The organism is Alkalihalophilus pseudofirmus OF4 (assembly GCF_000005825.2).
Taxonomy (GTDB): domain Bacteria; phylum Bacillota; class Bacilli; order Bacillales; family Bacillaceae_D; genus Alkalihalophilus; species Alkalihalophilus pseudofirmus.
The window spans coordinates 3,671,363-3,696,441 of sequence record NC_013791.2; the positions used below are offsets into that span (position 1 = coordinate 3,671,363).

Annotated in this window: 21 protein-coding genes, 1 pseudogene and 1 riboswitch; of the genes and pseudogenes, 3 read left to right on the forward strand and 19 right to left on the reverse strand. The window is 42.9% G+C overall.

Features of this window, described 5'->3' with window-relative positions; genetic code table 11:
- Window positions 1–62: 62 nt before the first annotated feature.
- Window positions 63–425 (reverse strand): response regulator, encoded by a 363-nt coding sequence (locus BPOF4_RS18275; RefSeq protein ID WP_012960734.1) that lies wholly within the window; start codon window positions 423–425, stop codon window positions 63–65.
- 280 nt (window positions 426–705) lie between these two features.
- Between BPOF4_RS18275 and BPOF4_RS18280 the strand changes: the two genes are divergently transcribed.
- Complete coding sequence (locus BPOF4_RS18280; RefSeq protein ID WP_012960735.1) at window positions 706–1,224, forward strand: DUF2529 domain-containing protein; 519 nt, start codon at window positions 706–708, stop codon at window positions 1,222–1,224.
- Between the two features lie 255 nt (window positions 1,225–1,479).
- Here BPOF4_RS18280 and BPOF4_RS18285 read toward each other — a convergent pair whose 3' ends face one another.
- The 9 genes from BPOF4_RS18285 to BPOF4_RS18325 form a co-directional block, all read right to left on the reverse strand.
- The gene (locus BPOF4_RS18285) at window positions 1,480–3,078 is read right to left on the reverse strand and encodes a CTP synthase (protein WP_012960736.1); all 1,599 of its coding nucleotides are present in this window, start codon (window positions 3,076–3,078) and stop codon (window positions 1,480–1,482) included.
- Between the two features lie 210 nt (window positions 3,079–3,288).
- Window positions 3,289–3,792, reverse strand: a complete 504-nt coding sequence (gene rpoE / locus BPOF4_RS18290) for a DNA-directed RNA polymerase subunit delta (RefSeq protein WP_012960737.1) — start codon at window positions 3,790–3,792, stop codon at window positions 3,289–3,291.
- Window positions 3,793–4,374: 582 nt separating this feature from the next.
- Entirely contained in the window at window positions 4,375–7,638 is a 3,264-nt protein-coding gene (gene icmF / locus BPOF4_RS18295) for a fused isobutyryl-CoA mutase/GTPase IcmF (protein ID WP_012960738.1), read from the reverse strand.
- A 14-nt stretch (window positions 7,639–7,652) separates the two neighbouring features.
- Window positions 7,653–8,282: a TetR/AcrR family transcriptional regulator gene (locus BPOF4_RS18300; protein WP_012960739.1), complete on the reverse strand. Its 630-nt coding sequence runs from the start codon at window positions 8,280–8,282 to the stop codon at window positions 7,653–7,655.
- A 155-nt stretch (window positions 8,283–8,437) separates the two neighbouring features.
- Window positions 8,438–9,580 carry an acyl-CoA dehydrogenase gene (locus BPOF4_RS18305; RefSeq protein ID WP_012960740.1) on the reverse strand — a complete coding sequence of 381 codons (1,143 nt, stop codon included), beginning with the start codon at window positions 9,578–9,580 and terminating at the stop codon, window positions 8,438–8,440.
- A gap of 15 nt (window positions 9,581–9,595) precedes the next feature.
- The gene (locus BPOF4_RS18310; RefSeq protein WP_012960741.1) at window positions 9,596–10,738 is read right to left on the reverse strand and encodes an acyl-CoA dehydrogenase; all 1,143 of its coding nucleotides are present in this window, start codon (window positions 10,736–10,738) and stop codon (window positions 9,596–9,598) included.
- A 61-nt stretch (window positions 10,739–10,799) separates the two neighbouring features.
- Window positions 10,800–11,651, reverse strand: a complete 852-nt coding sequence (locus BPOF4_RS18315; RefSeq protein ID WP_012960742.1) for a 3-hydroxybutyryl-CoA dehydrogenase — start codon at window positions 11,649–11,651, stop codon at window positions 10,800–10,802.
- A gap of 58 nt (window positions 11,652–11,709) precedes the next feature.
- Window positions 11,710–12,888 carry an acetyl-CoA C-acetyltransferase gene (locus tag BPOF4_RS18320; protein WP_012960743.1) on the reverse strand — a complete coding sequence of 393 codons (1,179 nt, stop codon included), beginning with the start codon at window positions 12,886–12,888 and terminating at the stop codon, window positions 11,710–11,712.
- A gap of 172 nt (window positions 12,889–13,060) precedes the next feature.
- A complete protein-coding gene (locus BPOF4_RS18325; protein WP_012960744.1) occupies window positions 13,061–15,163 on the reverse strand; it encodes a (Fe-S)-binding protein in 2,103 nt (700 codons plus the stop codon).
- A gap of 284 nt (window positions 15,164–15,447) precedes the next feature.
- Here BPOF4_RS18325 and cls point away from each other — a divergent pair, with 284 nt between their 5' ends.
- Complete coding sequence (gene cls, locus BPOF4_RS18330) at window positions 15,448–16,644, forward strand: cardiolipin synthase (RefSeq protein ID WP_012960745.1); 1,197 nt, start codon at window positions 15,448–15,450, stop codon at window positions 16,642–16,644.
- Between the two features lie 326 nt (window positions 16,645–16,970).
- Here cls and BPOF4_RS18335 read toward each other — a convergent pair.
- Together BPOF4_RS18335 and BPOF4_RS18340 are read right to left on the reverse strand one after the other, a co-directional pair.
- A pseudogene (locus BPOF4_RS18335) lies at window positions 16,971–17,192 on the reverse strand (hypothetical protein); the annotation flags it as partial.
- Window positions 17,179–17,844: a potassium channel family protein gene (locus tag BPOF4_RS18340; protein WP_012960747.1), complete on the reverse strand. Its 666-nt coding sequence runs from the start codon at window positions 17,842–17,844 to the stop codon at window positions 17,179–17,181. The pseudogene BPOF4_RS18335 and the gene BPOF4_RS18340, both read right to left, overlap by 14 nt.
- Window positions 17,845–17,911: 67 nt before the next feature.
- Window positions 17,912–18,077: riboswitch (cyclic di-AMP (ydaO/yuaA leader) on the reverse strand.
- Window positions 18,078–18,241: 164 nt separating this feature from the next.
- Between BPOF4_RS18340 and BPOF4_RS18345 the strand changes: the two genes are divergently transcribed.
- Window positions 18,242–18,934 carry a DUF421 domain-containing protein gene (locus tag BPOF4_RS18345; RefSeq protein WP_148229604.1) on the forward strand — a complete coding sequence of 231 codons (693 nt, stop codon included), beginning with the start codon at window positions 18,242–18,244 and terminating at the stop codon, window positions 18,932–18,934.
- Window positions 18,935–18,945: 11 nt separating this feature from the next.
- Here BPOF4_RS18345 and BPOF4_RS18350 read toward each other — a convergent pair whose 3' ends face one another.
- The 7 genes from BPOF4_RS18350 to speE all read right to left on the reverse strand — a co-directional run bounded on the left by BPOF4_RS18350 (window position 18,946) and on the right by speE (window position 24,918).
- Window positions 18,946–19,722, reverse strand: a complete 777-nt coding sequence (locus BPOF4_RS18350; RefSeq protein WP_012960749.1) for an alpha/beta fold hydrolase — start codon at window positions 19,720–19,722, stop codon at window positions 18,946–18,948.
- 14 nt (window positions 19,723–19,736) lie between these two features.
- Window positions 19,737–19,907 carry a XapX domain-containing protein gene (locus tag BPOF4_RS18355; protein ID WP_012960750.1) on the reverse strand — a complete coding sequence of 57 codons (171 nt, stop codon included), beginning with the start codon at window positions 19,905–19,907 and terminating at the stop codon, window positions 19,737–19,739.
- 62 nt (window positions 19,908–19,969) lie between these two features.
- Entirely contained in the window at window positions 19,970–20,452 is a 483-nt protein-coding gene (locus BPOF4_RS18360; protein WP_012960751.1) for a DUF456 domain-containing protein, read from the reverse strand.
- A gap of 179 nt (window positions 20,453–20,631) precedes the next feature.
- A complete protein-coding gene (argS, locus tag BPOF4_RS18365) occupies window positions 20,632–22,302 on the reverse strand; it encodes an arginine--tRNA ligase (protein ID WP_012960753.1) in 1,671 nt (556 codons plus the stop codon).
- 3 nt (window positions 22,303–22,305) lie between these two features.
- The gene (locus tag BPOF4_RS18370; RefSeq protein ID WP_012960754.1) at window positions 22,306–22,743 is read right to left on the reverse strand and encodes a YwiB family protein; all 438 of its coding nucleotides are present in this window, start codon (window positions 22,741–22,743) and stop codon (window positions 22,306–22,308) included.
- Window positions 22,744–23,202: 459 nt separating this feature from the next.
- Window positions 23,203–24,078, reverse strand: a complete 876-nt coding sequence (speB, locus tag BPOF4_RS18375; RefSeq protein ID WP_012960755.1) for an agmatinase — start codon at window positions 24,076–24,078, stop codon at window positions 23,203–23,205.
- 12 nt (window positions 24,079–24,090) lie between these two features.
- Entirely contained in the window at window positions 24,091–24,918 is an 828-nt protein-coding gene (gene speE / locus BPOF4_RS18380; RefSeq protein ID WP_012960756.1) for a polyamine aminopropyltransferase, read from the reverse strand.
- Window positions 24,919–25,079 lie beyond the last annotated feature (161 nt).

Consider the following 25,079-nt stretch of genomic DNA (forward strand, 5'->3'; position numbering starts at 1 on the left):
CTTTTGCAAAGGAGAATCGACAAGTTTTTATAAGTAAACGCTTCCTTTTATATAGAACTCTTTTATGAGGTAACTAAGTGGTCTTTAATCACTTTTCTCACATCATCAATATCGAATGGTTTGGCAAAATGAGTAATCGCTCCAAGCTGCATCGCTTCATTAATTAAATTCAGCTCACCGTATGCTGTCATCATGATCACTTGTACTTCCTCATGCTTTTCTTTAATACGGCGAAGAATCTCAAGCCCGTCCATGCCAGGGATCTTCATATCAAGCAGCACTAGATCAGGTGACTCTTCTTCTACTACTTTTAGTGCTTGCACCCCATTTGCCGCTTGGTACAATTGGTACCCATCCTTTTGAAGGATCTCACTTAATAACACACGAATGCCATACTGATCATCTACAACTAATACTTTATGCATACCCTGCCTCCTTAATTGTTATGTCCTCACGTCCGGACTCCCACAATAAAAGGACTCATTCTACCCAAAATGAGTCTCTCGTTTCTCTTATCTTACAATAAGTTCGGCTGCCTGTGCCTTAATTCCTGCAAAAGAGCTAACATCTTACAAAATATTATCCGACAAGATCCTCGAACCATGTCGATTTAAGCGTTTTGATTCAAGCGTTTTTTCTCTTTCCTCATTGATTGGGGTACGCTATAATGCACGTAGACTTTAATGAGAAAAAGGAGTAACCAAGATGATCCCTATTTTCACTACTCAATTAATGGGCCGAGTTAAGGCGGTTCGTGAAAAAGAAGAAGAATTTGAAGATGCTGCCCGCCTTTTAGCGCAAGCTTTAGTTGGCGAAGGTACTATATATGTATACGGATGCCGTGAACTTCGCGGTGTTACAGCAGAAGCAGAGTACGGCACAGACCGTGATGAAAGGATTAAGCCGCTTACTCAAGATAACTTAAGCGAGCTTACACCGGCTGACCGCGTTTTACTTTTCGCCCCTTTTACAAATGACGGTGAAGCATGCCGAATGGCGACAAAGCTTCATATCCAGGGCGTTCCATTTGCCTCTGTCTCTAATTTTCATGACGAGCAAGACGCATCTTTCTCTCTAGCTGATCTTCATATTGATTTTGAAAGTGATATCGGCTTAGTCCCTGATGAAGAAGGTAACCGCAGCGGCTACCCTACTTCAATTATCGGACTTTACACGTACTTCTGTATCATGCTTACAGTTAAGGAGATTATGAGCGAGTATTAAAAAGGTTCGTGGCGTTAGTGGTGAGGTGCGATTGCGTCAGTTGAGGCGGTTATTGCGCCGGTTCGCGATGGATATGCGTCGCTTCCCACTGTTATTGCGCGGGTTGACTATTAATGCGTCACTCTGGCTCGTAATTGCTTCCGTTCAAATATGGATTGCGTCGCTTCAGCCGATGATTGCGCCGGTTGCACAACTTCACACCCAAAACAGCATAAGAAAAAGGTTTGCCCAATCAGCGGGCAAACCTTTTTTGTATTATTTCTTTAACGATGCACCAATGAAGTCGCGGAATAGCGGCTGTGGGCGTGTTGGGCGAGAGACGAATTCTGGGTGGAACTGAGATGCGATGAAGTACGGGTGGTCTTCAAGCTCGACAATCTCCACTAAACGGCCGTCTGGGCTTGTCCCAGAGAACGTGAATCCTGCTTTCTCCATTTGCTCACGGTATTCGTTGTTGAACTCATAACGATGACGGTGACGCTCGTATACGACTTGCTCTCCGTATGCTGCTTGTGCAAGAGATCCATCCACAAGTTTACAAGGGTATAAACCAAGGCGAAGCGTTCCGCCCAGATCTTCTACATCTTTCTGCTCAGGAAGAAGATCGATAATTGGATATGGTGTTGCTGGGTTTAATTCTGCAGAGTTTGCATCTTCAAGTCCTAGAACGTGACGGGCAAATTCAACAGTTGCCAGCTGCATTCCTAGGCAGATACCTAAGAATGGAACATGGTTTTCACGAGCATATTTAATCGCAGAGATTTTCCCTTCAATTCCACGGTCACCAAAGCCACCAGGAACTAAAATTCCATCTGAATCTTTTAATAAGCTCTCCACGTTTTCATCCGTTACTTTTTCAGCATCAACCCAGTCAATTTCAAGGTCAGCGTCATATGCATAGCCAGCATGACGAAGTGCTTCTGCTACTGAAAGATATGCATCCGGAAGAGCTACGTATTTACCAACCAGAGCAATTTTCACTTTGCTTGATAAATTTTGTACTTTTTCAACAAGAGATGTCCACTCTGTCATTTCAGCTTGTTTTGTATCAAGTTTCAGGTGATCGCATACAATTTGGTCAAAGTTTTGTGCTTGAAGCTCAAGCGGCACTTGATAAAGAGTTTCGGCATCGCGCGCTTCAATTACCGAATCCTTGTTAATGTCACAGAATAACGCAATTTTTTCTTTCATATCTTGTGGAACTGGCTTTTCTGTACGAACCACGATAACGTTTGGCTGGATACCTAGACTGCGGAGCTCTTTTACACTGTGCTGAGTCGGTTTAGACTTCATTTCTCCCGCTGCAGCAAGATATGGGATTAATGTACAGTGAACATACATTACATTATCCATACCGATATCGCTTTTAATTTGGCGAATGGCTTCTAGGAAAGGCAAGCTCTCAATATCACCAACTGTTCCGCCGATCTCAGTGATCACGACATCAGCATTTGTTTCGCGGCCTGCACGGAAAACACGTTCTTTAATTTCATTTGTCACATGTGGAATAACTTGAACCGTACCGCCTAGATAATCCCCGCGACGCTCTTTTTTCAGAACAGTAGAGTAGATTTTACCAGTAGTTACGTTGCTGTTTTGGCTTAAATTAATATCAATAAAACGCTCATAGTGACCAAGATCAAGATCTGTTTCAGCGCCATCATCTGTGACGAAAACTTCCCCGTGCTGATAAGGACTCATTGTTCCTGGGTCAACGTTAATGTATGGGTCAAATTTTTGGATCGTCACCTTTAACCCGCGATTTTTTAATAAACGTCCTAATGAAGCGGCCGTAATTCCTTTACCAAGTGATGACACTACGCCACCTGTAACAAAAATATACTTTGTTGCCATGCGATCGACTCCTCTACTTTTCATCAAAATGTATTTTCCCCTAAAAAGGTCAATAAAATAAAAAAAACAAAAGCGACAGCTCACCCTAAATAGGGGGCGCACTTTTGTTTTGGTTATAAAATATGCATTTGCTTTTAATAAAGCCCAAAAATGATTCTACCTAGTTCAGAGACAGAAGTCAAGCCTCTGTTAAAAAGACTGAAAATGCAATTAACGTTCTTCGTCCTCTTCTACCTCTTCATCATCATCAAAGTCCGTATCGAGATCTTCTTTGTCAGTGAAGTCAGCATCTTCTTCATCGTCATCATCTGCATCTTCTTCATTAGAGATCTCATCTAGCTCGTCCTCTAAGTCTTCAAACTCATCGTCAAAAACTTCTAGATCATCGTCTAAATCCTCATCGTCACTCTTTGCTTTTTTACGAGGATTAACTGGTGAAGTAATCTCTTCTTCTGATTGCTCATGAGGGTACCAGCTTTTAAGGCCCCAGTTGTTATCACCAAGCGTTAAAAAGCGGCCATCGATGTTTAAATCCGTATACAAAAATGACATACGCTGATTCACTTCAGCTTTTTTCATTCCCTTAATTTCTGAAATCTCTTTAACTAAATCAGTGAAATAATAAGGCTGGCGCTTTTCTTTCATTAAAGCATAAGCGACTTCAACCATTGACAGCTCTTGGATCTCTTCCTTTTCCATCTCGCGTAGGTTCAACGTAAGCACGTCCTTTCAGCATTTCTTGCATCTATTGCTTATTAAATATTGGCATAAAGTTCATACCTTTCATTATAAACACATTTCATATAAATATGCTAGATTGAAGACGAAAAAGTATGAGAGACATTTTAATAGAATGAAAATGAACAAAAAGACAGTCTGCTGACTGCCTTTTTGAGTGATTCGCCTTGTTGACTGAGCGCTTGCTATGAGGGCCGGCGCAAGGGCTGCTTGTTCAATTGCGCCGATTGAGAATATATATGCGTCAGTCTCCCGCTGATATGCGCCGAAGGTTCGAGTTATTGCTTCCATTCAGAGCACAATTGCGTCCAATGAAGTTGATTGCGCCTGTTTGTGGCGTAATTGCGTTCCTTCATATGCGGATTGCGTCTGTTCGATGCATAATTGCGCCGTTCAGCGGGTGCAGGGATGCCAGAACAGTCGCCTCAGCTTTTCTTGTCTAGCTTCGGCTCCTTGCCCTGCGGGAAAAAACGGTGCATCGATTGAAGTCAAAAAACGACTTCAAATCGCTCCCCCTTATTTTTCCGCATGCCAGAACAGTCGCCTCAGCCTTTCTCTCTACATATTCCTTCTATACTGTCCGCCTACTTGGTAGAGGGCGCCTGTGATTTGGCCTAGGCTGGCTACTTTGACGGTTTCGATTAGTTCTTCGAAGATGTTGCCGCCAGTGATTGCTGTTTCTTGCAGGCGTTTTAGAGCTTCTGGTGCTTTGTCTTGGTGCTTTTCTTGGAAGGCACGCAGGTTTGTGATTTGCTGCTCTTTTTCTTCTTTTGTTGCTCGTGCAAGCTCCATGTTGAACTCTTCTTCTGTGTTCTCGTTTGGATTCATGTACGTGTTTACACCGATAATCGGAAGCTCGCCTGTGTGCTTCTTCATTTCGTAGTGCATTGACTCTTCTTGAATTTTGCTGCGTTGATATTGTGTCTCCATTGCGCCAAGTACGCCGCCGCGGTCATTAATGCGCTCTAGCTCTTGCAGCACCGCTTCTTCTACTAGGTCTGTTAACTGCTCAATAATGTATGACCCTTGTAGTGAGTTCTCATTTTTAGCTAGACCTAGCTCTTTTGTAATAATCATTTGAATTGCCATCGCACGGCGGACTGATTGCTCAGTCGGGGTTGTGATTGCCTCATCAAACGCATTTGTATGAAGCGAGTTACAGTTATCATAGATCGCCATTAAAGCTTGAAGCGTTGTACGGATATCATTAAAGTCAATTTCTTGTGCGTGAAGCGAGCGTCCTGATGTTTGAACATGATACTTAAGCTTCTGGCTGCGCTCGTTTGCTTCGTATTTATTCTTCATGACCGTTGACCAAATACGACGAGCCACTCGGCCGATTACTGTATATTCAGGGTCAAGACCGTTGCTGAAGAAGAATGATAGATTTGGTGCAAATTTATTAATATCCATGCCGCGGCTTAAGTAGTATTCTACATACGTGAACCCGTTTGCCAGCGTAAATGCCAGCTGACTGATTGGGTTTGCACCCGCTTCTGCGATATGGTAGCCAGAAATGGATACAGAATAGTAGTTACGAACTTCGTGATCAATGAAGTACTGCTGGATATCCCCCATCATACGAAGGGCGAATTCCGTTGAGAAGATGCACGTATTTTGACCTTGATCTTCTTTTAAAATATCGGCTTGAACCGTTCCACGAACCGTTTGAAGCGTACGAGCTTTAACATCTGCATATTCTTCCGCATTAGGTTCACGGCCGTTTTCTTCTTTAAATTTCTCAAGCTGCTGCTCAATCGCTGTATTCATGAACATAGCTAAGATGATCGGTGCCGGTCCATTAATTGTCATCGATACAGATGTAGACGGTGCACATAGATCAAAGCCATCATAAAGCTTTCTCATATCCTCAAGCGTACAAATGCTTACACCGCTCTCCCCGACTTTTCCGTAAATATCAGGGCGGTAATCCGGGTCTTCTCCGTAAAGAGTTACCGAGTCAAAAGCCGTACTTAAACGCTTCGCCTCGTCATCTTTTGATAAGTAGTGGAAGCGGCGGTTTGTACGCTCAGGCGTTCCTTCGCCGGCAAATTGACGCTTAGGATCTTCACCTTTACGTTTGAATGGGAATACTCCTGCCGTATAAGGGAAGGCACCTGGTACGTTCTCTTCCATTGACCAGCGCAGAATTTCGCCCCAGTCTTCAAACTTCGGAAGAGCTACTTTAGGAATTTTCAGACCAGATAAGCTTTCCGTCGTAAGCTCTGTCACGATTTCTTTATCACGGATTTTTGTTACGAATGTGTCTCCGCTGTAAGATTCTTTTAGTGAATCCCAGTTATCAAGAATCGATTTACATGCTGGGTGGAGCTTCTGTGCGTATGCTTCTTTCGTTTTCGTTAATTGAGCAAGAACGTCCTCACTTGCCTCACCATGCTTCTCAAGCGCTTCAATTGTTCCAGTCACCTGATAGATTTTGCGAGCAATCTCCACTTGCTCATCAGTCAGCTTTTTATATTGTCTTACGGATAGAACAATATCACGTAGGTGTTGCGTTTGCTCTGGCGGGATGATGACATTTTGCTTGATGACATCTTTACTCGTTTCAATATTTGTGTGGAAGTCTGTACCGCACTTCTCATTTAACGTATCCATTAATGCTTTGAATAACGTGTTTGTGCCAATGTCATTAAACTGACTAGCAATCGTACCGAAAACAGGCATCGCATCAAGTGCCTCTTCAAAACGAGTACGGCTGCGCTGGTACTGCTTACGTACATGACGAAGAGCATCTTCTGAACCTTTACGGTCAAATTTATTAATCGCAATCACATCAGCAAAGTCAATCATATCAATTTTCTCAAGCTGTGACGGGGCCCCGTACTCACTTGTCATGACATATAAAGATACATCTGATACTTCCGTGATCTCAGCATCCCCTTGCCCGATTCCGCTCGTTTCAACAATAACAAGATCGTAGCCGGCTGCTTTTGCGACATCAATTGCATCACGAATACTGTCAGAAATCTCTTTTCTAGAGTTACGTGTAGCTAAACTGCGCATAAATACACGTGAATTATGAATTGAGTTCATACGGATACGGTCACCTAAGAGCGCACCGCCTGTTTTTTGTTTCGTTGGGTCAACAGATAGAATCGCTACGGTTTTGTCGGAAAATTCGTTCAAAAAGCGGCGTACAAGTTCATCTGTTAACGAGCTTTTCCCAGCTCCGCCTGTTCCTGTGATTCCTAAAACCGGTACGTTGTTTGTCATTTGCTTTAATTGATCAAGCGTTTCCTCAAGCGTTGCTGCCACTTCTTTTTTCGCTTCAGCATGCAATTCAGCATAAGAAATACATCGAGCAACGGCACGTGCGTTTTTCTCTTTTAAAGAAGTTAGCTCCTCTGACACTTGTTCTACTGTAGGGAAGTCACACTCTTTGAGCATTTGATCAATCATTCCTTGAAGGCCATGCTCACGGCCGTCATCTGGTGAGAAAATGCGGGCAATACCGTACTCATGCAGCTCACGGATCTCAGGAGGTGTAATAACCCCGCCCCCGCCTCCGTAAATACGGATATGGCCGGCACCTTTTTCATTTAAAAGATCATAGCAATATTTGAAGAACTCAACATGTCCGCCTTGATAAGACGAAATCGCAATTCCTTGGACATCCTCTTGAATGGCAGCGTTTACAATCTCTTCAACAGAGCGGTTATGCCCAAGATGGATAACCTCAGCTCCGCTTGCCTGCAGTATACGGCGCATAATATTAATTGAAGCATCGTGGCCGTCAAATAAACTTGAAGCCGTTACGAAACGCACATGATTCGTTGGTTTATATGATTGAGTTGTTGACATCAAACTTCCTCCTTTTAATTAGAGACGGTTGTAAGCGGGGAAAGTAATTGCTCACTTTGAAGCTTTGTGTATTCTTCTAAGGTGTAGAGTCTGCGGATGGCCCAGCGTCTGAACGTCCACATATGTCCTTGCACTAAAATATTGTGGCTCATCAGCTTGATCTCTTCTTCACTAAGATCAATACGATATTCAGCCACGTAATCACGAATAATGTCTTCAAACATCTTCGTCATTTCTACTTCTTTTTGAAGAACGTACATTAATGCTTCTTTAGGAAGAGATTTTGCCTCTTGATACATGACAAGCACTTCATCTTGCAGGTGATCAATTACACGGAAGTAAGCGGCAATTGCCTTTTTCACACGGTCAATACCGACAGCTTCGGTATCTAGCTGTGAAACAAGCTGATCACGAACTTCTTCATAGATCGCATCACATACAAGGTAGAGGACATCCTCCTTTGAACCAATGTACTCATAAAGCGTTCCAATGCTGAATCCAGATTCTTTAGCAATTTCTCTTGTTGTTGTGCGGTGGAACCCTTTTTCAATGAAGAGGCGTACGGCGCCCTTCACCATCTGCTCGCGGCGTTTTTTTACTAACTGCTGATCCTTTACCATGGATGGCACTGCTTTTTTCTTCAAACTATTCAACCTACTTCCTTTTAATCGTATTTCCGTCTCTAGATGCCAACGTGCCTCACTAGCAGCAAGCCAACATCACTCGCTGCATATGAGACTCCTTTTTCGTACTTATTAGCATACTAGAAATTGAAGCTACGATCTATCATTTATGTTGATTAGTCTGCTAACAACATTTTAGAAATTACAAGTCGTTGAATTTCATTTGTTCCTTCATAGATCTGTGTAATCTTCGCGTCACGCATATAACGTTCTACTGGATAATCTTTTGTATAGCCGTAACCGCCGAATACTTGAACCGCTTCGACCGTTACATCCATTGCTGTATCTCCAGCAAATAATTTAGACATCGCAGATTCCTTGCCGTATGAAACGCCTTCGCTTTCTCTCCATGCTGCTTGATACGTTAATAGTCGGCTAGCTTCAATTTTTGTTGCCATATCAGCAAGCTTGAATCCGATTCCTTGCTGTGCGCCGATCGGCTTACCAAATTGCTTACGCTCTTTTGCATAGCCTACTGCAGCATCAAGGGCACCTTGCGCAATTCCAACTGCTTGAGCAGCAATTCCGTTACGACCGCCATCTAGCGTCATCATCGCTACTTTAAATCCTTCGCCCTCTTTGCCAAGCATATTTTCTTTTGGTACGCGGCAGTCTTCGAAAATAATTTCCGTTGTAGGAGATGAGCGGATTCCGAGCTTCTTCTCTTTCTTTCCTACAGAGAATCCTGGTGTATCTGCTTCAACGATGAATGCCGTCGTTCCTTTATGGCGAGCTTCGGGGTCAGTCACTGCAAAGACGATATAAATATCTGCAATTCCGCCGTTTGTAATGAAGATTTTAGAGCCGTTTAACACATAGTGGTCGCCATCTTCTATTGCTGTTGTTTTCATTCTTGCAGCATCAGATCCTGAACCTGGTTCTGTTAAGCCGTAAGCACCAATTTTCTTTCCTTCTGCCATTGGACGAAGGAATTTTTGCTTTTGCTCTTCTGTACCGAATTTATAAACAGGCCAGCCTGCAAGTGAAGTATGTGCAGATAATGTTACACCCGTTGAAGCACAGACGCGTGATAATTCTTCAACGGCAATACAATAGCTCACATAGTCAGCACCAATTCCGCCGTACTCTTCAGGCCACGGAATCCCTGTTAGTCCAAGCTCAGCCATCTTATCAAAGATCTCACGGTCAAAGCGTTCCTCTTCATCACGCTCTTCAGCTGTTGGTTCTACTTCATTTTTTGCAAAGTCGCGTACCATTTTACGGATCATTTCTTGTTCTTCAGTTAATAGAAAGTTCATGTTTTTTTCTCCCCTTTAATCTGCTAGTAAATGCTTGCCAATAACGATACGTTGAATTTCACTTGTTCCTTCGTAAATCTCACAAATCTTTGCATCACGGAAGTAACGCTCTACTGGGTAATCCTTTGTATATCCATAGCCGCCGTACACTTGAACTGCTTCAATTGATACTTCTACTGCCGTACGTGAAGCAAACAGTTTCGCCATCGATGCTTCCATGCCGCTCTTTTTACCAAGTTCACGAAGCTTGGCTGCACGATAGACTAATAGTTTTGAGCCCTCTACTTTTGTCGCCATATCTGCTAGCTTAAAGCCGAGTCCTTGCTGATGCCCGATCGGCTTACCGAATTGCTTGCGTTCTTTTGCATAGCCTACCGCTGCTTCAAGTGCTGCTTCAGCAATTCCTAAAGACTGCGCTGCGATTCCGATTCGTCCGGCATCAAGGTTAGACATCGCTATCTTAAAGCCTTCCCCTTCTTGGCCAAGCAGGTTTTCTTCCGGTACGCGCGCATCTTCAAATGTAAGTTCTGTTGTGTTCGAGCCGTGAAGACCCATTTTCTTTTCCTTTTTTCCAACAGAAAATCCCGGTGTGTCTTTATCTACGATGAATGCAGAGATGCCTTTTGTTCCAAGCTGTGAATCTGTTGATGCGAACACGATATACACATCCGCTTCCCCGCCATTGGTGATAAACACTTTTGAGCCGTTTAAAATATAGTCATTGCCTTCTTTTTTCGCGGTCGTTTTCAAACTGCCGGCATCAGACCCTGCACCAGGCTCTGTCAGTCCGAAAGCTCCTAAATACTCCCCGCTCGCAAGCTTTGGAACATATTTTTGCTTCTGTTCTTCTGTTCCGAAATAGAGGATCGGATTTGTGCCGACAGAAGTGTGTACCGATAAGATTACACCGACAGTGGCACTCACTTTAGATAATTCATTGATCGCAATAATATAAGAAGTGAAATCCATTCCAGCCCCGCCGTACTCTTCAGGAATCGGGATCCCCATTAGACCAAGCTCCCCCATTTTATTGACGATCTCACGAGGAAAGGTTTCATTTTCTTCCATTTTTTCTATAAAAGGCGTAATCTGCTCTTGGGCAAAGTCACGCACCATTTTGCGCATCATTTCTTGTTCTTCTGTAAATCGTAAATCCATATCTGCACCTCCGTAATGCTGTTTATCTTCTTATATAGCGGTTGCTTCGCTTTGGTATGACTTACTCGTAAACGTAGAATCCTCTGCCAGTCTTCTTCCCTAACCAGCCTGCTTTGACATACTTTCTAAGCAGCGGGCATGGGCGGTACTTATCATCGCCGAATCCATCATGAAGGGTTTCCATAATGTAGAGGCATGTGTCAAGTCCGATAAAGTCAGCAAGCGTAAGAGGTCCCATTGGGTGGTTCATACCAAGCTTCATTACTTCATCAACTGCCTCAGGTGTCGCTACCCCTTCATATACCGTATAGATCGCTTCATTGATCATCGGCATTAAAATACGGTTTGAAACGAACCCTGGGAAGTCATTTACTTCAACCGGTGTTTTCGAAAGAGTCCGAGAAAGATCTTCAATTGCTTGATACACCTCATCTGTTGTTGCTAGGCCTCGGATGATTTCAACAAGCTTCATCACTGGCACTGGATTCATAAAATGCATGCCGATTACTTTTTCCGGACGATTTGTTGCTGCTGCAATTTCTGTAATCGGAAGCGATGATGTATTCGTTGCAAGAATCGCATGGTCTGGTGCAATTTGATCAAGGTCAGCAAAAAGCTTAGATTTGATCTCCATATTCTCAACCGCAGCTTCAATCACAAGGTCCACATCCTGAGCATTTTGTAAGTCAGTTGAAGGTGTCAAGCGTCCTAGAATCGCATCGCGTTCTCCTTCTTGTAGGCGGCCTTTTTCAACTTGGCGATTTAAATTCTTTTGAATCGTTGACATCCCGCGTTCAACAAACTCTTGTTTTAAGTCATGTAAAATGACGTCAATTCCAGCCATTGCATGTACTTGAGCAATTCCTGATCCCATTTGTCCTGCACCGATCACCATCACTTTTTTCATACCCATTCATTCTCCACTCCTCTATTAAACGTTTAAAGTTTGACTGTATTTATTTCACTTCGAATTATTTCACTTCAATTAAAATCGCGTCACCTTGACCGCCGCCGCTGCAAATCGCTGCTATACCAAGGCCTCCGCCGCGACGTTTCAACTCATGTGCTAGTGTTAAGATGATACGCGCTCCACTAGCTCCGATTGGATGTCCAAGTGCAACCGCCCCGCCATTTACATTTACTCTTTTCGGGTCTAGTTCTGCAATTTGGTTACTGGCAAGAGCCACCGCTGCAAAAGCCTCGTTAATTTCAAATAGATCGATTTCACTTGCTGTTTTGCCAGCTTTCTTTAACAGCTCATTAATGACAAGACCTGGTGTTTTAGGGAAGTTCTCAGGCTCAATGGCAATAGCGTGGTGCGCCACAATGGTAGCAAGCGGCTCAATACCTTCTGCTTTTGCCTTCGCATCAGACATAAGAAGCATTGCTGCTGCTCCGTCGTTCACACCTGGTGCATTCCCTGCTGTAATCGTGCCGTCTTTTCCAAATGCAGGCTTAAGCTTAGCCAGCCCTTCAGATGTTGTGCCAGGACGAGGAGCTTCATCTCGCTCCACTACTACAGGCTCGCCTTTACGCTGCGGTACCGGTACAGCCACAATTTCTGAGTCAAATGTTCCTGCTTCTATTGCACTTAGTGCTTTTTCATGACTTCGTGCAGACCACTCGTCCTGCACCTCGCGCGACAGCGCTAACTCCTGTGCTACACCATTTCCGTATGAGCCCATATGTACGGAACGGAATGAACAAGTAAGTCCGTCAAATACCATCCCATCAATCATTTCTGCATTACCCATACGTGCGCCCCATCTAGCTTTAGGGACATAATAAGGAGCATTGCTCATTGACTCCATCCCGCCGGCTAAAATAACCTCCCCATCACCAGAACGGATAATTTGATCAGCCATTGTTACACTTCTCATGCCTGATGCACATACTTTATTGATCGTTTCCGTTTTAACACTCCACGGAATCTCAGCATAATTGGATGCTTGACGAGATGGGATTTGACCCTGTCCTGCTTGCAGAACATTTCCTAAAATGACTTCATCAACATTCTCGCCCTTCCACTTAGCACGAGCTAATGTTTCTTTTAAAACAAGTCCTCCTAATTCCGCTGCTTTAAGGCTGCTTAATGCGCCTCCAAATTTCCCAAAAGGTGTACGAGCTCCACTCACAATTACTGTTTTCATTGGTAATCCCCTTTCAGATCATAGTCATTTATTGACCGAACGCTCGCTCGGTAGGAGTTCTGAGAAAAAGCGCAACAAGTGATTGCGCTTTCAATTCAAACTAAAAACATAAGAGTGTGACCCGTGGAAACCACGAGTCGACAACTCTCCCAATAATTCACCACTATTACTTCTACTGAACTAACTCAGTTTCCTTCTTAATTAGTGATTTTTCTAAAATTTCTACAATATCTAATGTTTGAACGTCTTCTTCGACTTCTTTCGCCTTTGTTCCATCACTTAGCATCGTTAAGCAGTAAGGACATCCGCTTCCGATCATCGATGGCTGTACTTCAAGCGCTTGCTCTGTACGAGCGACATTGACACGCTGGCCAGCATCTTCTTCCATCCACATCATACCGCCGCCGGCACCACAGCACATACCATTTTGACGATTACGCTCCATCTCTACAAGCTTCACACCAGGGATCGCTTCAAGGATCTCACGCGGCGGCTCATATACTTCGTTGTAACGGCCAAGATAACAAGAGTCATGATACACAACCGTTTCATTCACTTCATGTGTCGGCTTAATGCGGCCTTCTTTGATTAAGTCAGCTAGAACTTCTGTATGGTGATAAACTTCCACACCATCTAAGCCGAAGTCAGGATACTCATTTTTAAATGTGTTATAAGCATGAGGATCGATTGTGACAATCTTTTTCACGTTATGCTTATTAAATAGCTCGATATTAGCTGTTGCAAGCTCTTGGAATAAGAATTCATTTCCTAAACGACGCGGAGTATCTCCTGAGTTCTTTTCTTTGTTACCAATGATCGCAAATGTTACGCCAGCCTCATTCATCACTTTCGCAAATGACTGAGCAATCTTTTGGCTTCGTTTATCATATGAACCCATTGACCCTGCAAAGAATAGGTATTCGAACTCTTCGCCTTTTTTCTCCATCTCTTTGACTGTCGGTACATGAATATCATCACGGCCATCGCGCCAGTTTTCACGTTCTTTACGGCTTATGCCCCAAGGGTTTCCTTGACGCTCGATATTTGTCATCGCACGCTGTGCATCGGCATCCATTTTTCCTTCTGTTAAAACAAGGTAACGGCGCATATCAATAATTTTATCCACATGCTCGTTCATTACCGGACATTGATCTTCACAGTTACGACAAGTCGTACAAGCCCAGATTTCCTCTTCAGTAATAACGTCACCAATCAAGCTGACATCATATCCTGCAGCAGCTTCAGCGCCGCCAGCACCTTGCATCGCTAATTGATTTGCTTTTGTATTAGAGAAAGCAAATTCCGGCAGCCACGCGGACTTCGATGTGACCGCTGCACCTTTTTCCGTTAAATGATCACGCATTTTAACGATCAAATCCATTGGTGAAAGCATTTTTCCTGTGCCTGTTGCCGGGCACATATTCGTACATCGGCCACATTCCACACAGGCATATAAATCAAGCAACTGCTTGTGGTTAAAGTCTTCAATCTTGTTGTTACCAAACTGCTCTTGCGACTCATCTTCAAAGTTAATAGAAGAAAGGCGGCCAACTTTATGCGTACGTCCCATGAATACGTTTGCAGGACCAGCAATAAGGTGAGCATGTTTTGATTGAGGTACATACACTAAGAATGTTAATAAGAACAATAAGTGCATCCACCAGAAAACAAAGAATAGTCCACCTGCAACGGCTGGCGAAAGCCAACTGAATGCAGCAGCAATTCCTGAGGCTATCGGTTCAAATCCACTCATTGATTTTTCTAGCCAGATAATCTCCATCCCTTTTGCGATCAGCTTTGAAGTCATCAGCCCGCCGATGAAAATAAGGACAAGACCTGATTTCCAGCCGCGCTTCAGGCGTACAAGTTTTTCAACATAACGACGGTAGAACGCCCATACAACGGCAATTAAGATCATAACTACGACAATTTCTTGGAAGAAAGTGAAGTAAGGATAAAGCGGTCCAAGCGGCAGATGCGACCCTACAGCAAGCCCTTTCCAAATTAGATCAATTGCTCCTAGCTGTACAAGTAAGAACCCGTAGAAGAACATTAAGTGAATAATTCCGCTCTTCTTATCTTTCATTAACTTCTTTTGTCCGAACACGTTTACCCAAACGGATTCGAGCCTTTCTTTCATCGAGTGATCAAATTCTGCTTTTTTACCAAGCTTGATATACTCGACACGTGTCATAACAAGAGTAGCGAATAAGTAAACTGCATATCCTGTTACGAGTAGAAAGGCGGCAAGATTAACCCATGTTAACGCTCCCATCACAAACGTCCCCCTTTTCGACCTAGCTAGTATGTGAGAGTTCTTCTTAAGCTGCTACGTCAAATTTGAATGTTTTGAAAATAATAAATTATTACGGTCATTATAGCACAAATTTCAATGAATGAGCATTCAGTCGACGAAAAAGATAAAAAAATTTTTTCTATTGATTGGAAACGCTTGTTTTATCTAGGTTTTTGCTCATATAAGAAAACCACACTCTCATCATATTACGCTTTATGACTGGGTATGCTACAAAAGAATGTCACCTGAAGGGAGGTCATGAGATGAACTGGTTATGGATTACACTGTTAATTTTTATTGTACTCTTTACATGGCTGCGCCTCGATTTTGTAGCGGGACAGAAAAAGCAGCGTCGTGAAGCGACTAGGCATGATCAAATCACTCGTCATAGTGATGTAAGTTTTTTAGGAAACGGTGATGAATTTTTTGAAGCGCTTTTTGCCGATCTCAATCAAGCCGAACATCATATCCACCTTTTGTTCTATATTTTTAAAGAAGACCACATCGGACAAAAAGCATTGAAAATTTTAGAGGATAAAGCCAAAGAAGGTGTAACCGTTCGTCTCCTTGTGGATCGTTTCGGGTGTAAGCTCTCACGAAAAACTATAAAACAACTTAAAAAAAATGGTGTGCGATTTGCTTTTTCTCACCCTGTCAGCTTCCCCTATATTTTCTTCACCTTAAATAGAAGAAACCACCGTAAGCTCGTTATTGTTGATGGACGTGTCGGCTATATTGGCGGTTTTAATGTAGGTGATGAATATTTAGGACGCGATCCTAAGTTTGGTCCCTGGCGTGATTTTCATCTTCGTTTAGTCGGAGACGGCGTTCAGGATTTACAAGAGCAGTTTTTAGAGGACTGGCAGACAGCAAAGCAAAAGTTTGTGAAAGAAGAGGAGCTATACCCATACCTGCGAAAAGGGCCGCATCCGTTGAGAATCTTACCGACAGATGGCAGCTATTTAGAAGAAACGTTTATTTCACTAATTGGACAAGCGAAAGAATCCATCACAATTGGAACACCTTACTACATTCCAGGAAAACCTTTACAGCAAGCTTTAATTGAAACTGCTAGAAGAGGGGTTGATATACGGTTAATTTTGCCGAAAAAAGGTGATCATCCTTTTGTGAAAGAGGCCGCTTTTCCTTACTTTAAAGATTTGCTTGAAGCAGGTATTCATGTTTATCAATATTACCGGGGCTTCTTTCATGCAAAAGCGATTGTGATTGATACACAAATGGCTGATGTCGGCACAGCGAATTTTGATAAGCGCAGTTTTCATATTAATCATGAGATAAATTGTCTTTTATATGATGAATCAATGGTCAAAGTTGTTCTGGATGAACTTGAACACGATATCTATATCTCGCAAAGGATGACTCTAGAGAGCTGGGAATCACGTCCTCTTATTCAACGTGGCAAAGAGAAATTCGCCACGCTGATCTCTGGACTCCTGTGAAGGGCTGGATACTCAACCTTGCAATTTTAAGTGATTATATCTCAAAAAGATTGAAAAATATCCCCCTATACAGTGGTTGTTGATCTCCGCTGCAGGCACTCGCTTTCGCGGGCGGTCCGGGAGCCTCCTCGTCGCCTTGTGAACTGCATCCCTATTGTTGGACAGTTATCTAACAACAGGGCTAAAGCCCGAGGAAGCTCACCGCGGAAAGCGAAGCATATTTCAGAAGCGGCAAGCTTGCTATAACCCCTCCTCTGATGCACTCTATGTTAATTAGCTTATGAAGGAGACTCACCTGCAAATCACCTATAACTCAGACCATTATCCTGTAAAATTACAGTAAAATCGCTCCCCGTATCTAGAACAACTAGCCCTGTCACTGTTGTAGCAGATGTAGCTGTAAACAAGGCATCAATAAATGTAATTGGAATGGTTGTTGCAATAGGAAGAAGCAACAATAAAGTCCCAAGAAACCCTAAAGCTAATACTTGGGGCGAAGACATATTAATGACTTTTCGCCGCGTACTTCCCACCTTAGAGTCCCTCATTTTCAAAACGGTTGATATCTAATTTATGGCCCATTACAACGAGCATATCTCCTTGGTGGATTAAATCGTCTGGCATCGGAGAAATGTTCATCTCTTCTCCTCGCTTCATCGCAAGGATTGTTACACCGTATTTAGCACGAACGTTTAAATCAACAAGCGTTTTTTGATCAACCTTTCCTGTTGCTCGAAGTTCAACAATACTGTACTCATCAGATAAATCAATAAAATCGATGACTTTCTCAGACGCTAAATTATGAGCAATCCTGCGTCCCATATCGGACTCTGGGTGGACAACAAGGTCGGCACCGATTTTTTCCAACACTTTATGGTGATAATTATTCTGAGCCTTAACCCACACAGTAGGCACGTTCATTTCTTTAAGCACTAATGTTGTCAGTATACTTGCTTGGATATTATCTCCAATAGCGACAACAACATGTTCAAAATTTCCAATTCCAATCTGTTTCATCGCATTTTCATCGGTTGTATCTACCTGCATTGCATGGGTGGAATACGCTACATATTCGCTCACTCTGTCCTCATCTTTATCTATGGCAAGCACTTCATGACCCATTTCGTAAAGCTCCTTACAGACACTCCCGCCAAACCTGCCTAGACCAATTACAGCAAATTGTTTTTTTGATTTTGCCATCCATTTACCACTCCTTAAAAAATAAAAAACCATCACAAAGAAATGGCCTGTTATGTAAGACCTTTCTCTCTTCTACATTTAACGCTTACGGAGTTAGCTGTCGGGTTAGGAACTGAGAGTATCCCTTCTTCAATTATGAAGACTCACCCCAAGACAATATAATCCTTGCCAAATTCATTGGTTCCCCCGCACTAAAAAGGTGTAATCCTTGTCAGTTTAAGCGATTAAAAGGTGTGATATACGGTTTTCATAGAGTTAATTTACTCCTGTTGCCATCTGTTGTCAACCATTCGTTTTTGTAGAAATTGTAAATCTCATCTTATACGTTCTATGTAAATTGGAAAACCTTTTAGAAGAACGAAAGGGAGGTAGAACTGTGGCTGAACACCTAGAAATTATGATCCGAACACTGATTGCCTTTGCATCTCTATTTCTTGGCGCAAAACTGCTCGGAAAGCAAACGATTTCACAAATGACGACCTTTGATTTCATCGCAACTATTACTCTTGGCTCTATTACTGCCAACCTTGCTTTTAATACGAGCGTTCCTATACACAGCGTATGGATTTCATTTGCGATGTTTGTATTCATTATCTACATTGTTGAATATACTTCGATGAAAAACCGAAAAACTCGTAAATTCTTTGCAGGTGACCCTACGGTAATCATTGAAAATGGAAGACTGCTTGAGGGGAATATGCGTAAAATGCGTTATACCTTGGATTATATGAATCAGCAGCTGCGTGAAAATAATATTTTTGATGTAAGAGAGGTCCTTGTTGCCATGATCGAACCAAATGGTACATTAACCGCTCTAAAAAAACAGGAGTTTCGGGAGGTGACAAAAGGAAACTTGAATTTGATTAGTCAGCCTGAAAAGCATATCGTACCGATAGAATTAATGATGGACGGAGTGGTCATTACTCGCAATCTCCAAGAAAATAACATTGAAGAACAGTGGCTTATGGACCAGCTAGAGAAACGAGGAGTATTAAAAAAGGAGGTTATGTATGCCGTCTTAGCACCTAATGGAAAGCTCTATATTGATACGTATCATGACTTTATCCCGCAGCCGATCGATAAAGAATAAGCGAAGGCATCTTATAGGATCTGCCTCCGCAACAGCCATTCTCGTATTGCTTGATTACATTCATCCTGACGCTTAGTCGGTACTTGATGAGCAACTCCTTGCACATAAACCACTTCCACGTCATGAGCTCTTTTTAAATAATCGTACATATAGTTATGCATGATGAGATCACGGCTGCCATATATCAAAAGCAACGGCACTGTTAATTGATTAAGGCGCCCAATCGACTGGTATTCATATCCGAGCCTGTACGTTTCAGATAAAACATCTGGATTTACTTCTTTGATCACCGATTGCATTTCCTTCGCATGCTCTTTATTCTTAAAGTGCGCATGCGGCAAAACATAGCTGATCAGATTCATCCATTTCTTTTTGGCAGCCCACATGCCAAGCTTAAACTCCTTGTCTAAAAGAAAGCTTGTTACTTCCGGAAACCCCCCAATCAAAACCACTCCGGCTGTAATGTTCGGATACTTCAAGGCAAACTCTTGAGCAATAGAACCACCGTTTGAGTACCCAACGATAATGGCTTTTTTTGCACGCATTTTTTTTAATACCGCTCTGATGCATTCGGCTGACTCTTCAATTGAAAAAGCTTTAGCAGCCCCTTTTGTGCTATGACCAACTCCAGGAAGATCTACCACAACGACTTTCCCTACATCAGCTAATGCATATTGATATCGGAATGTAAGATGTGACATGGCAGGAGGATGAATAAAGACTAATGGAGTGCCGCCTCCACGCACTTCATAAAAAATCTTGATGCCTTGATACGATACGTACGCCATGTCATCCCTACCCCCTACTTCATAATCATCGGCCAAATCATTTCATATAATTTGTAGCCTAAATAAATACCGACAATCCCCATAATTCCCGGTAATGCTGGTGGTGCTGGAATTGGCAGCTTAACTAGCGCAAAAACAAATCCTACAATAAGCCCTGCTAAAATTGCGAGTAATATTTCCTGCATGATGTCATCCTTCTTTCTGAGATGTCTCTCTTACTTTGTGTGTTTACGACTAGATTATGCCTTTAAATAAAGACTTCAATAAAAAACCAAATAATTAATACGGCTTGAACGAGTGCTTTGGCTGCAGTTCCGCTTAAAAAAGCAAAGAAAGAGGCTATTGCTACCAGAACAGCTTGTCTTGCATCCTTTGTTGCGATGAACTCAGTAATGAAGACTAGCGCAAAAGGTACGAGAATAATACCGAATGGCGGCATGATAAAGGAGCCGACAATCACCCCTACAGCAGCCATCCGCTCACTCCATTTTGACCCGCCGTATTTCTTCACAAAAAACTGACTGGCAATAAGATCAGCTGCAAACAATAAAACAGTCAAAACGCCAGCGCCAATCCAAAACCAAACCGAAAGAGCCGCACCGTCGATGAAGAAAATATAAAGGATAAACCCTGCCCATAAGACGAGGACAGAGGGAACGATCGGAAATAGTAATCCAACAAAACTTAAAATAAATAAAGCAATAATTAAAATCCAAATAACAGCTTCCATGATATTCTCCTTTCTAAATACAGTGCTCTCAAATCTTGGGGTTAGGCTGCTGGGTTAGTGTCAGCTCGCCGCTCCTGAAATATGCTTCGCTTTCCGCGGTGAGCTGCTGAGCTTCCTCTACCCAGCCATCTCCGCACATCAAAAAGCTCCCTTTCTAGGGAAAAGGGAGCTCTTAGGTGTTACATCTTTTCTGGTGCTGATACGCCTACAAGTGATAGGGCGTTTTGAATCGTAATTTGTGTTGCTTTCATTAAAGCAAGACGTGCTTTACTCTTATCTTGGTCTTCAGAATCAATTACACGCTCAGCATTGTAGAAGCTGTGAAGTGCAGAAGCTAAGTCATGCGCATAATTCGTAATACGGTGAGGCATTTTCTTTTCAGCTGCTTCAGCAACAATTGCCGGGAAATCACCTATTGCTTTTAGAAGGTCGTATTCTTTTTCTGTCGATACAGCTGAAAGGTCTGTATTCTCATCATAATCAAGGCCAAGCTCTTCGCCTTGACGAAGCATGCTGCATACACGAGCATGAGCATACTGTACATAGAATACTGGGTTCTCATTTGATTTAGATACAGCAAGGTCCATATCAAAATCAAGTTGAGAATCTGCACTACGCATCGCAAAGAAGTAACGAACAGCATCAATGCCTACTTCATCCATTAAATCACGAAGGGTTACAGCCTTACCCGTACGCTTGCTCATCTTCACTTTCTCTCCACCTTGATACAAGCTCACCATCTGAATGATCTGCACTTCAAACTGCTCAGGAGAATATCCAAGCGCTTGGATTGCCGCTCTCATACGAGGGATGTAGCCGTGATGGTCCGCTCCCCAAATGTTAATCAGCTTATCAAAGCCGCGTTGCATTTTATCTTGGTGATACGCAATATCAGGTGTTAAATATGTGTATGTGCCGTCATTTTTGATTAATACACGATCTTTATCATCGCCGTATGTTGTTGAACGGAACCAAGTTGCACCGTCCTGCTCATAGGTTTCCCCTTTTTCATCAAGCGTTTCAAGCACTTCAATGACTTTATTAGACTCATAAAGACTTGTTTCAGAGAACCAGTTGTCAAATTCAACACGGAACTCTTTTAAGTCTGATTTGATTTTATCAAGCTCTTTTTGCAAGCCATATTGACGGAAAAACTCACGACGCTCAGATTCTGAGACGTTTACATATTTGTCGCCATGCTCTTCTGCAAGTGCTTTACCGAAATCGACAATATCTTGCCCGCGGTAACCTTCCTCAGGCATTTCTTTATCTTGACCTAGAGCTTGGAAATAACGAGCTTCCAGTGACAGCGCAAGGTTATTAATTTGATTTCCAGCATCGTTAATATAATACTCACGCTCAACATCATAGCCAGCTTTGCTTAACACGTTACACAACGCATCACCCACTGCCGCACCGCGTGCATGTCCTAAGTGCAGGCTTCCTGTTGGATTGGCTGAAACGAACTCAACCTGGATCTTCTCACCATTGCCAACATTCGTTTCACCGTATGCTTCTTTTGCAGATAAAACAGCTGGTACAATCTCACGAAGGTAGCTTTTGTTCATGAAAAAGTTAATGAACCCTGGTCCGGCAATATCGATTTTTTGAATTGATGCTTTTTCTTTGTCAAGCTGAGACGTGAGCTCTTCTGCAATTTGACGCGGCGCTTTCTTTGCAATACGCGCCAGCTGCATTGCCATATTTGTTGCATAATCTCCATGCGCTTTGTCTTTTGGCGCTTCAAGAACTACTTCAGGAAGCACATCTTCTGTTGCAAGCCCTGCTGAAATCACGGCTGCTTTTATTTCTTCTTTTAACTTTTGCTTCATTTGTTCAACACTGTTCATCTTTTAATGATCCTCCTCTAATGTTAAGCGTACTTCATGCTGCCCGGCATCTTGTCCCTGTAATAAAAATCGGTACTTGATGTGGATCTTGCCGCGCTGTTTACGCGTCGGCCATGTCACTAGTACTTTATCTGTCACTGCCTTCGTTTCCCACGACGCATCTGGTGTCACGTACCGGCCAAGTGATTCCTCGCCTGATATAAATGCTTGACGCATGAGCACAGTCCCTTGCCTGATCAGCATCAGCTCACGTCCATCCCATTTCATCGTCGTCTGAACAGATTCTGTCTCTGTTAACGCCTCTTCAAAACGCAGATAATCCTGATTTCCTTTATGATACAGCTCACCTCGAGTGGTGAACTCATAGGAATCGGTATGATCATCATGCTGAATTTTATTTTGGAAGATCATCTTTACCGTTCTCTTCGTTGGTTTATTCATTCAGTCGCACACCTTTCTAAAAGTGCGGGGTTTAGACAAGTCTAAACAACCATTCTTCTATTGTTCAAGTTTAGCGATTTTAAGGCTTCGTTGCAAGGCTCTGTTCTGTGTCGATTTGATTTTCAGAAAGAGGAACGAAAAAGATGAGCGTCTTACCGTCCGCTCATCTTGATGTCGCTATATATACCGCATGCCAGAACACTCGCGTACGCTTTTCTTTGTCCAGCTTCATGTCTCAGGTCTTCGGCGGCTTCACTTTGTCAAACGAAGCAAAAAACGCTTCTTTTTGTCAAACCTCCACCCTCCTCATACCTAAACGAGCCATTACGCTTTTCTTTGTCCAGCTTCTGCTCGTTGTCCTGCGGGTAAAAACGGTGCATCGAATGGAGTCAAAAAGCGACTTCATATCGCTCCCCCTTATTTTACCGCATGCCAGAACATGTCATTACGCTCTTCTATCTATCTGTCTGCCCATCCTAGGATGATCTCTCTGATCATTTTGCTTGCTGTGATTTGTGTTTGTTCGGTTGGGTCATACGCTGGAGCTACTTCTACCAAGTCGGCTCCGATGATGTTGATATTTGAGTCGGCAATCGCCATAATCGCATCGAGCAGCTCTTTTGATGTGATACCGCCAGCTTCTGCTGTTCCTGTTCCTGGTGCGCATGACGGGTCAAGAACATCGATATCGATCGTTACATATACATTGCGGCCGGCAAGTGTTGGAAGAACTTTCTTTAACGGCTCTGCTACTTCGAATTTAGACATATGCATGCCTGATTCTTTCGCAAACTGGAACTCCTCACGCATCCCTGAACGAATTCCAAATGAATAGACGTTCTCTGGGCCAATCAACCCGCATGCTTTACGGATTGGCGTCGAGTGTGAAAGCACCTCGCCTTCATACTCTTCACGCAAGTCAGCATGAGCATCAATATGGATGATCGCCATGTTGTCGTATTTTTTATTCATTGACTTGAAAATCGGCCAAGATAAAAGATGCTCTCCGCCAAGCCCGATTGGAAACTTACCATCAGCTAACAGCTTATCGACATACTCTTCTACCATATCTAGGCTGCGCGCGGCATTACCAAATGGAAGAGGGATGTCTCCCGCATCAAAGTAGTTCACTTCTTCTAAATGCTTGTCCATATACGGGCTGTACTCTTCAAGTCCAAGAGATGCTTCGCGGATACGGTTTGGACCAAAACGAGAGCCCGGACGAAATGATACGGTCCAGTCCATTGGCATACCGTAAATTACCGCTTTTGCATCCTCATAGCTCGGGTTGCTCATTATGAACACTTTGCCTGAATAAGCTTCATCAAAACGCATCGAAATTCCTCCTTATTTTACAAGATCGCTAACAAATTTCGGAAGTGCAAAAGAAGCTTTGTGAAGTTCTTTTGTGTAGTACTTTGTTTCGATCTCATGGAAACGCTCATCCGCTGCTTCAAGAGGATCATGCTTTTTCGAACCGATTGTGAATGTCCAAAGGCCGCTTGGGTATGTTGGAATATTTGCAGTGTATAGACGTGTAATCGGGAAGATCTCACGCACGTCACGTTGAACTTGTGTAATAAGGTCTTTATGGAACCAAGGGTTATCTGTCTGTGCAACGAAAATACCGTCTTCTTTCAGCGCACGAGAGATTCCTTCGTAGAATCCTTTTTCAAATAATTTTACAGCTGGTCCTACAGGCTCTGTTGAGTCAACCATAATCACATCATACTCGTTTTCAGCTTTAGCAATATGCATGAAGCCGTCGTCTACTTGAACATTCACGCGTGCATCATCAAGAGCGCCTGCAATAGATGGTAAGTATTTTTTTGAGTACTCGATTACTTTTCCGTCGATTTCGACAAGTGTCGCACGCTCTACAGATGGGTGCTTTAATACTTCACGGATTACCCCGCCGTCTCCTCCGCCTACAACAAGAACATGCTTAGGATCAGGGTGGGTGAATAATGGCACGTGAGCCACCATTTCGTGATAAACGAATTCATCTTTCTCTGTTGTCATAACCATACCGTCAAGAACAAGCATGTTGCCGAACTCTTCTGTTTCAACAACGTCTAATTGTTGAAAATCTGTCTTTTCGCTATGTAGCGTACGTTTAATTTTTGCTGTAATACCAAAGCGCTCTGTTTGTTTTTCTGTGAACCATAATTCCATTTCGCTTCACCTCATCTAATATATTTTACATCGTTTAAATGACTGACATCTGTATCTATTTCACTCGTACCTTGTTTTAGATACACACAAACATGGAAGGCAGTAAATATCCTTCCACATGTTCCTTATTTTCATCATAACAGATGAAATTATATAGGAAA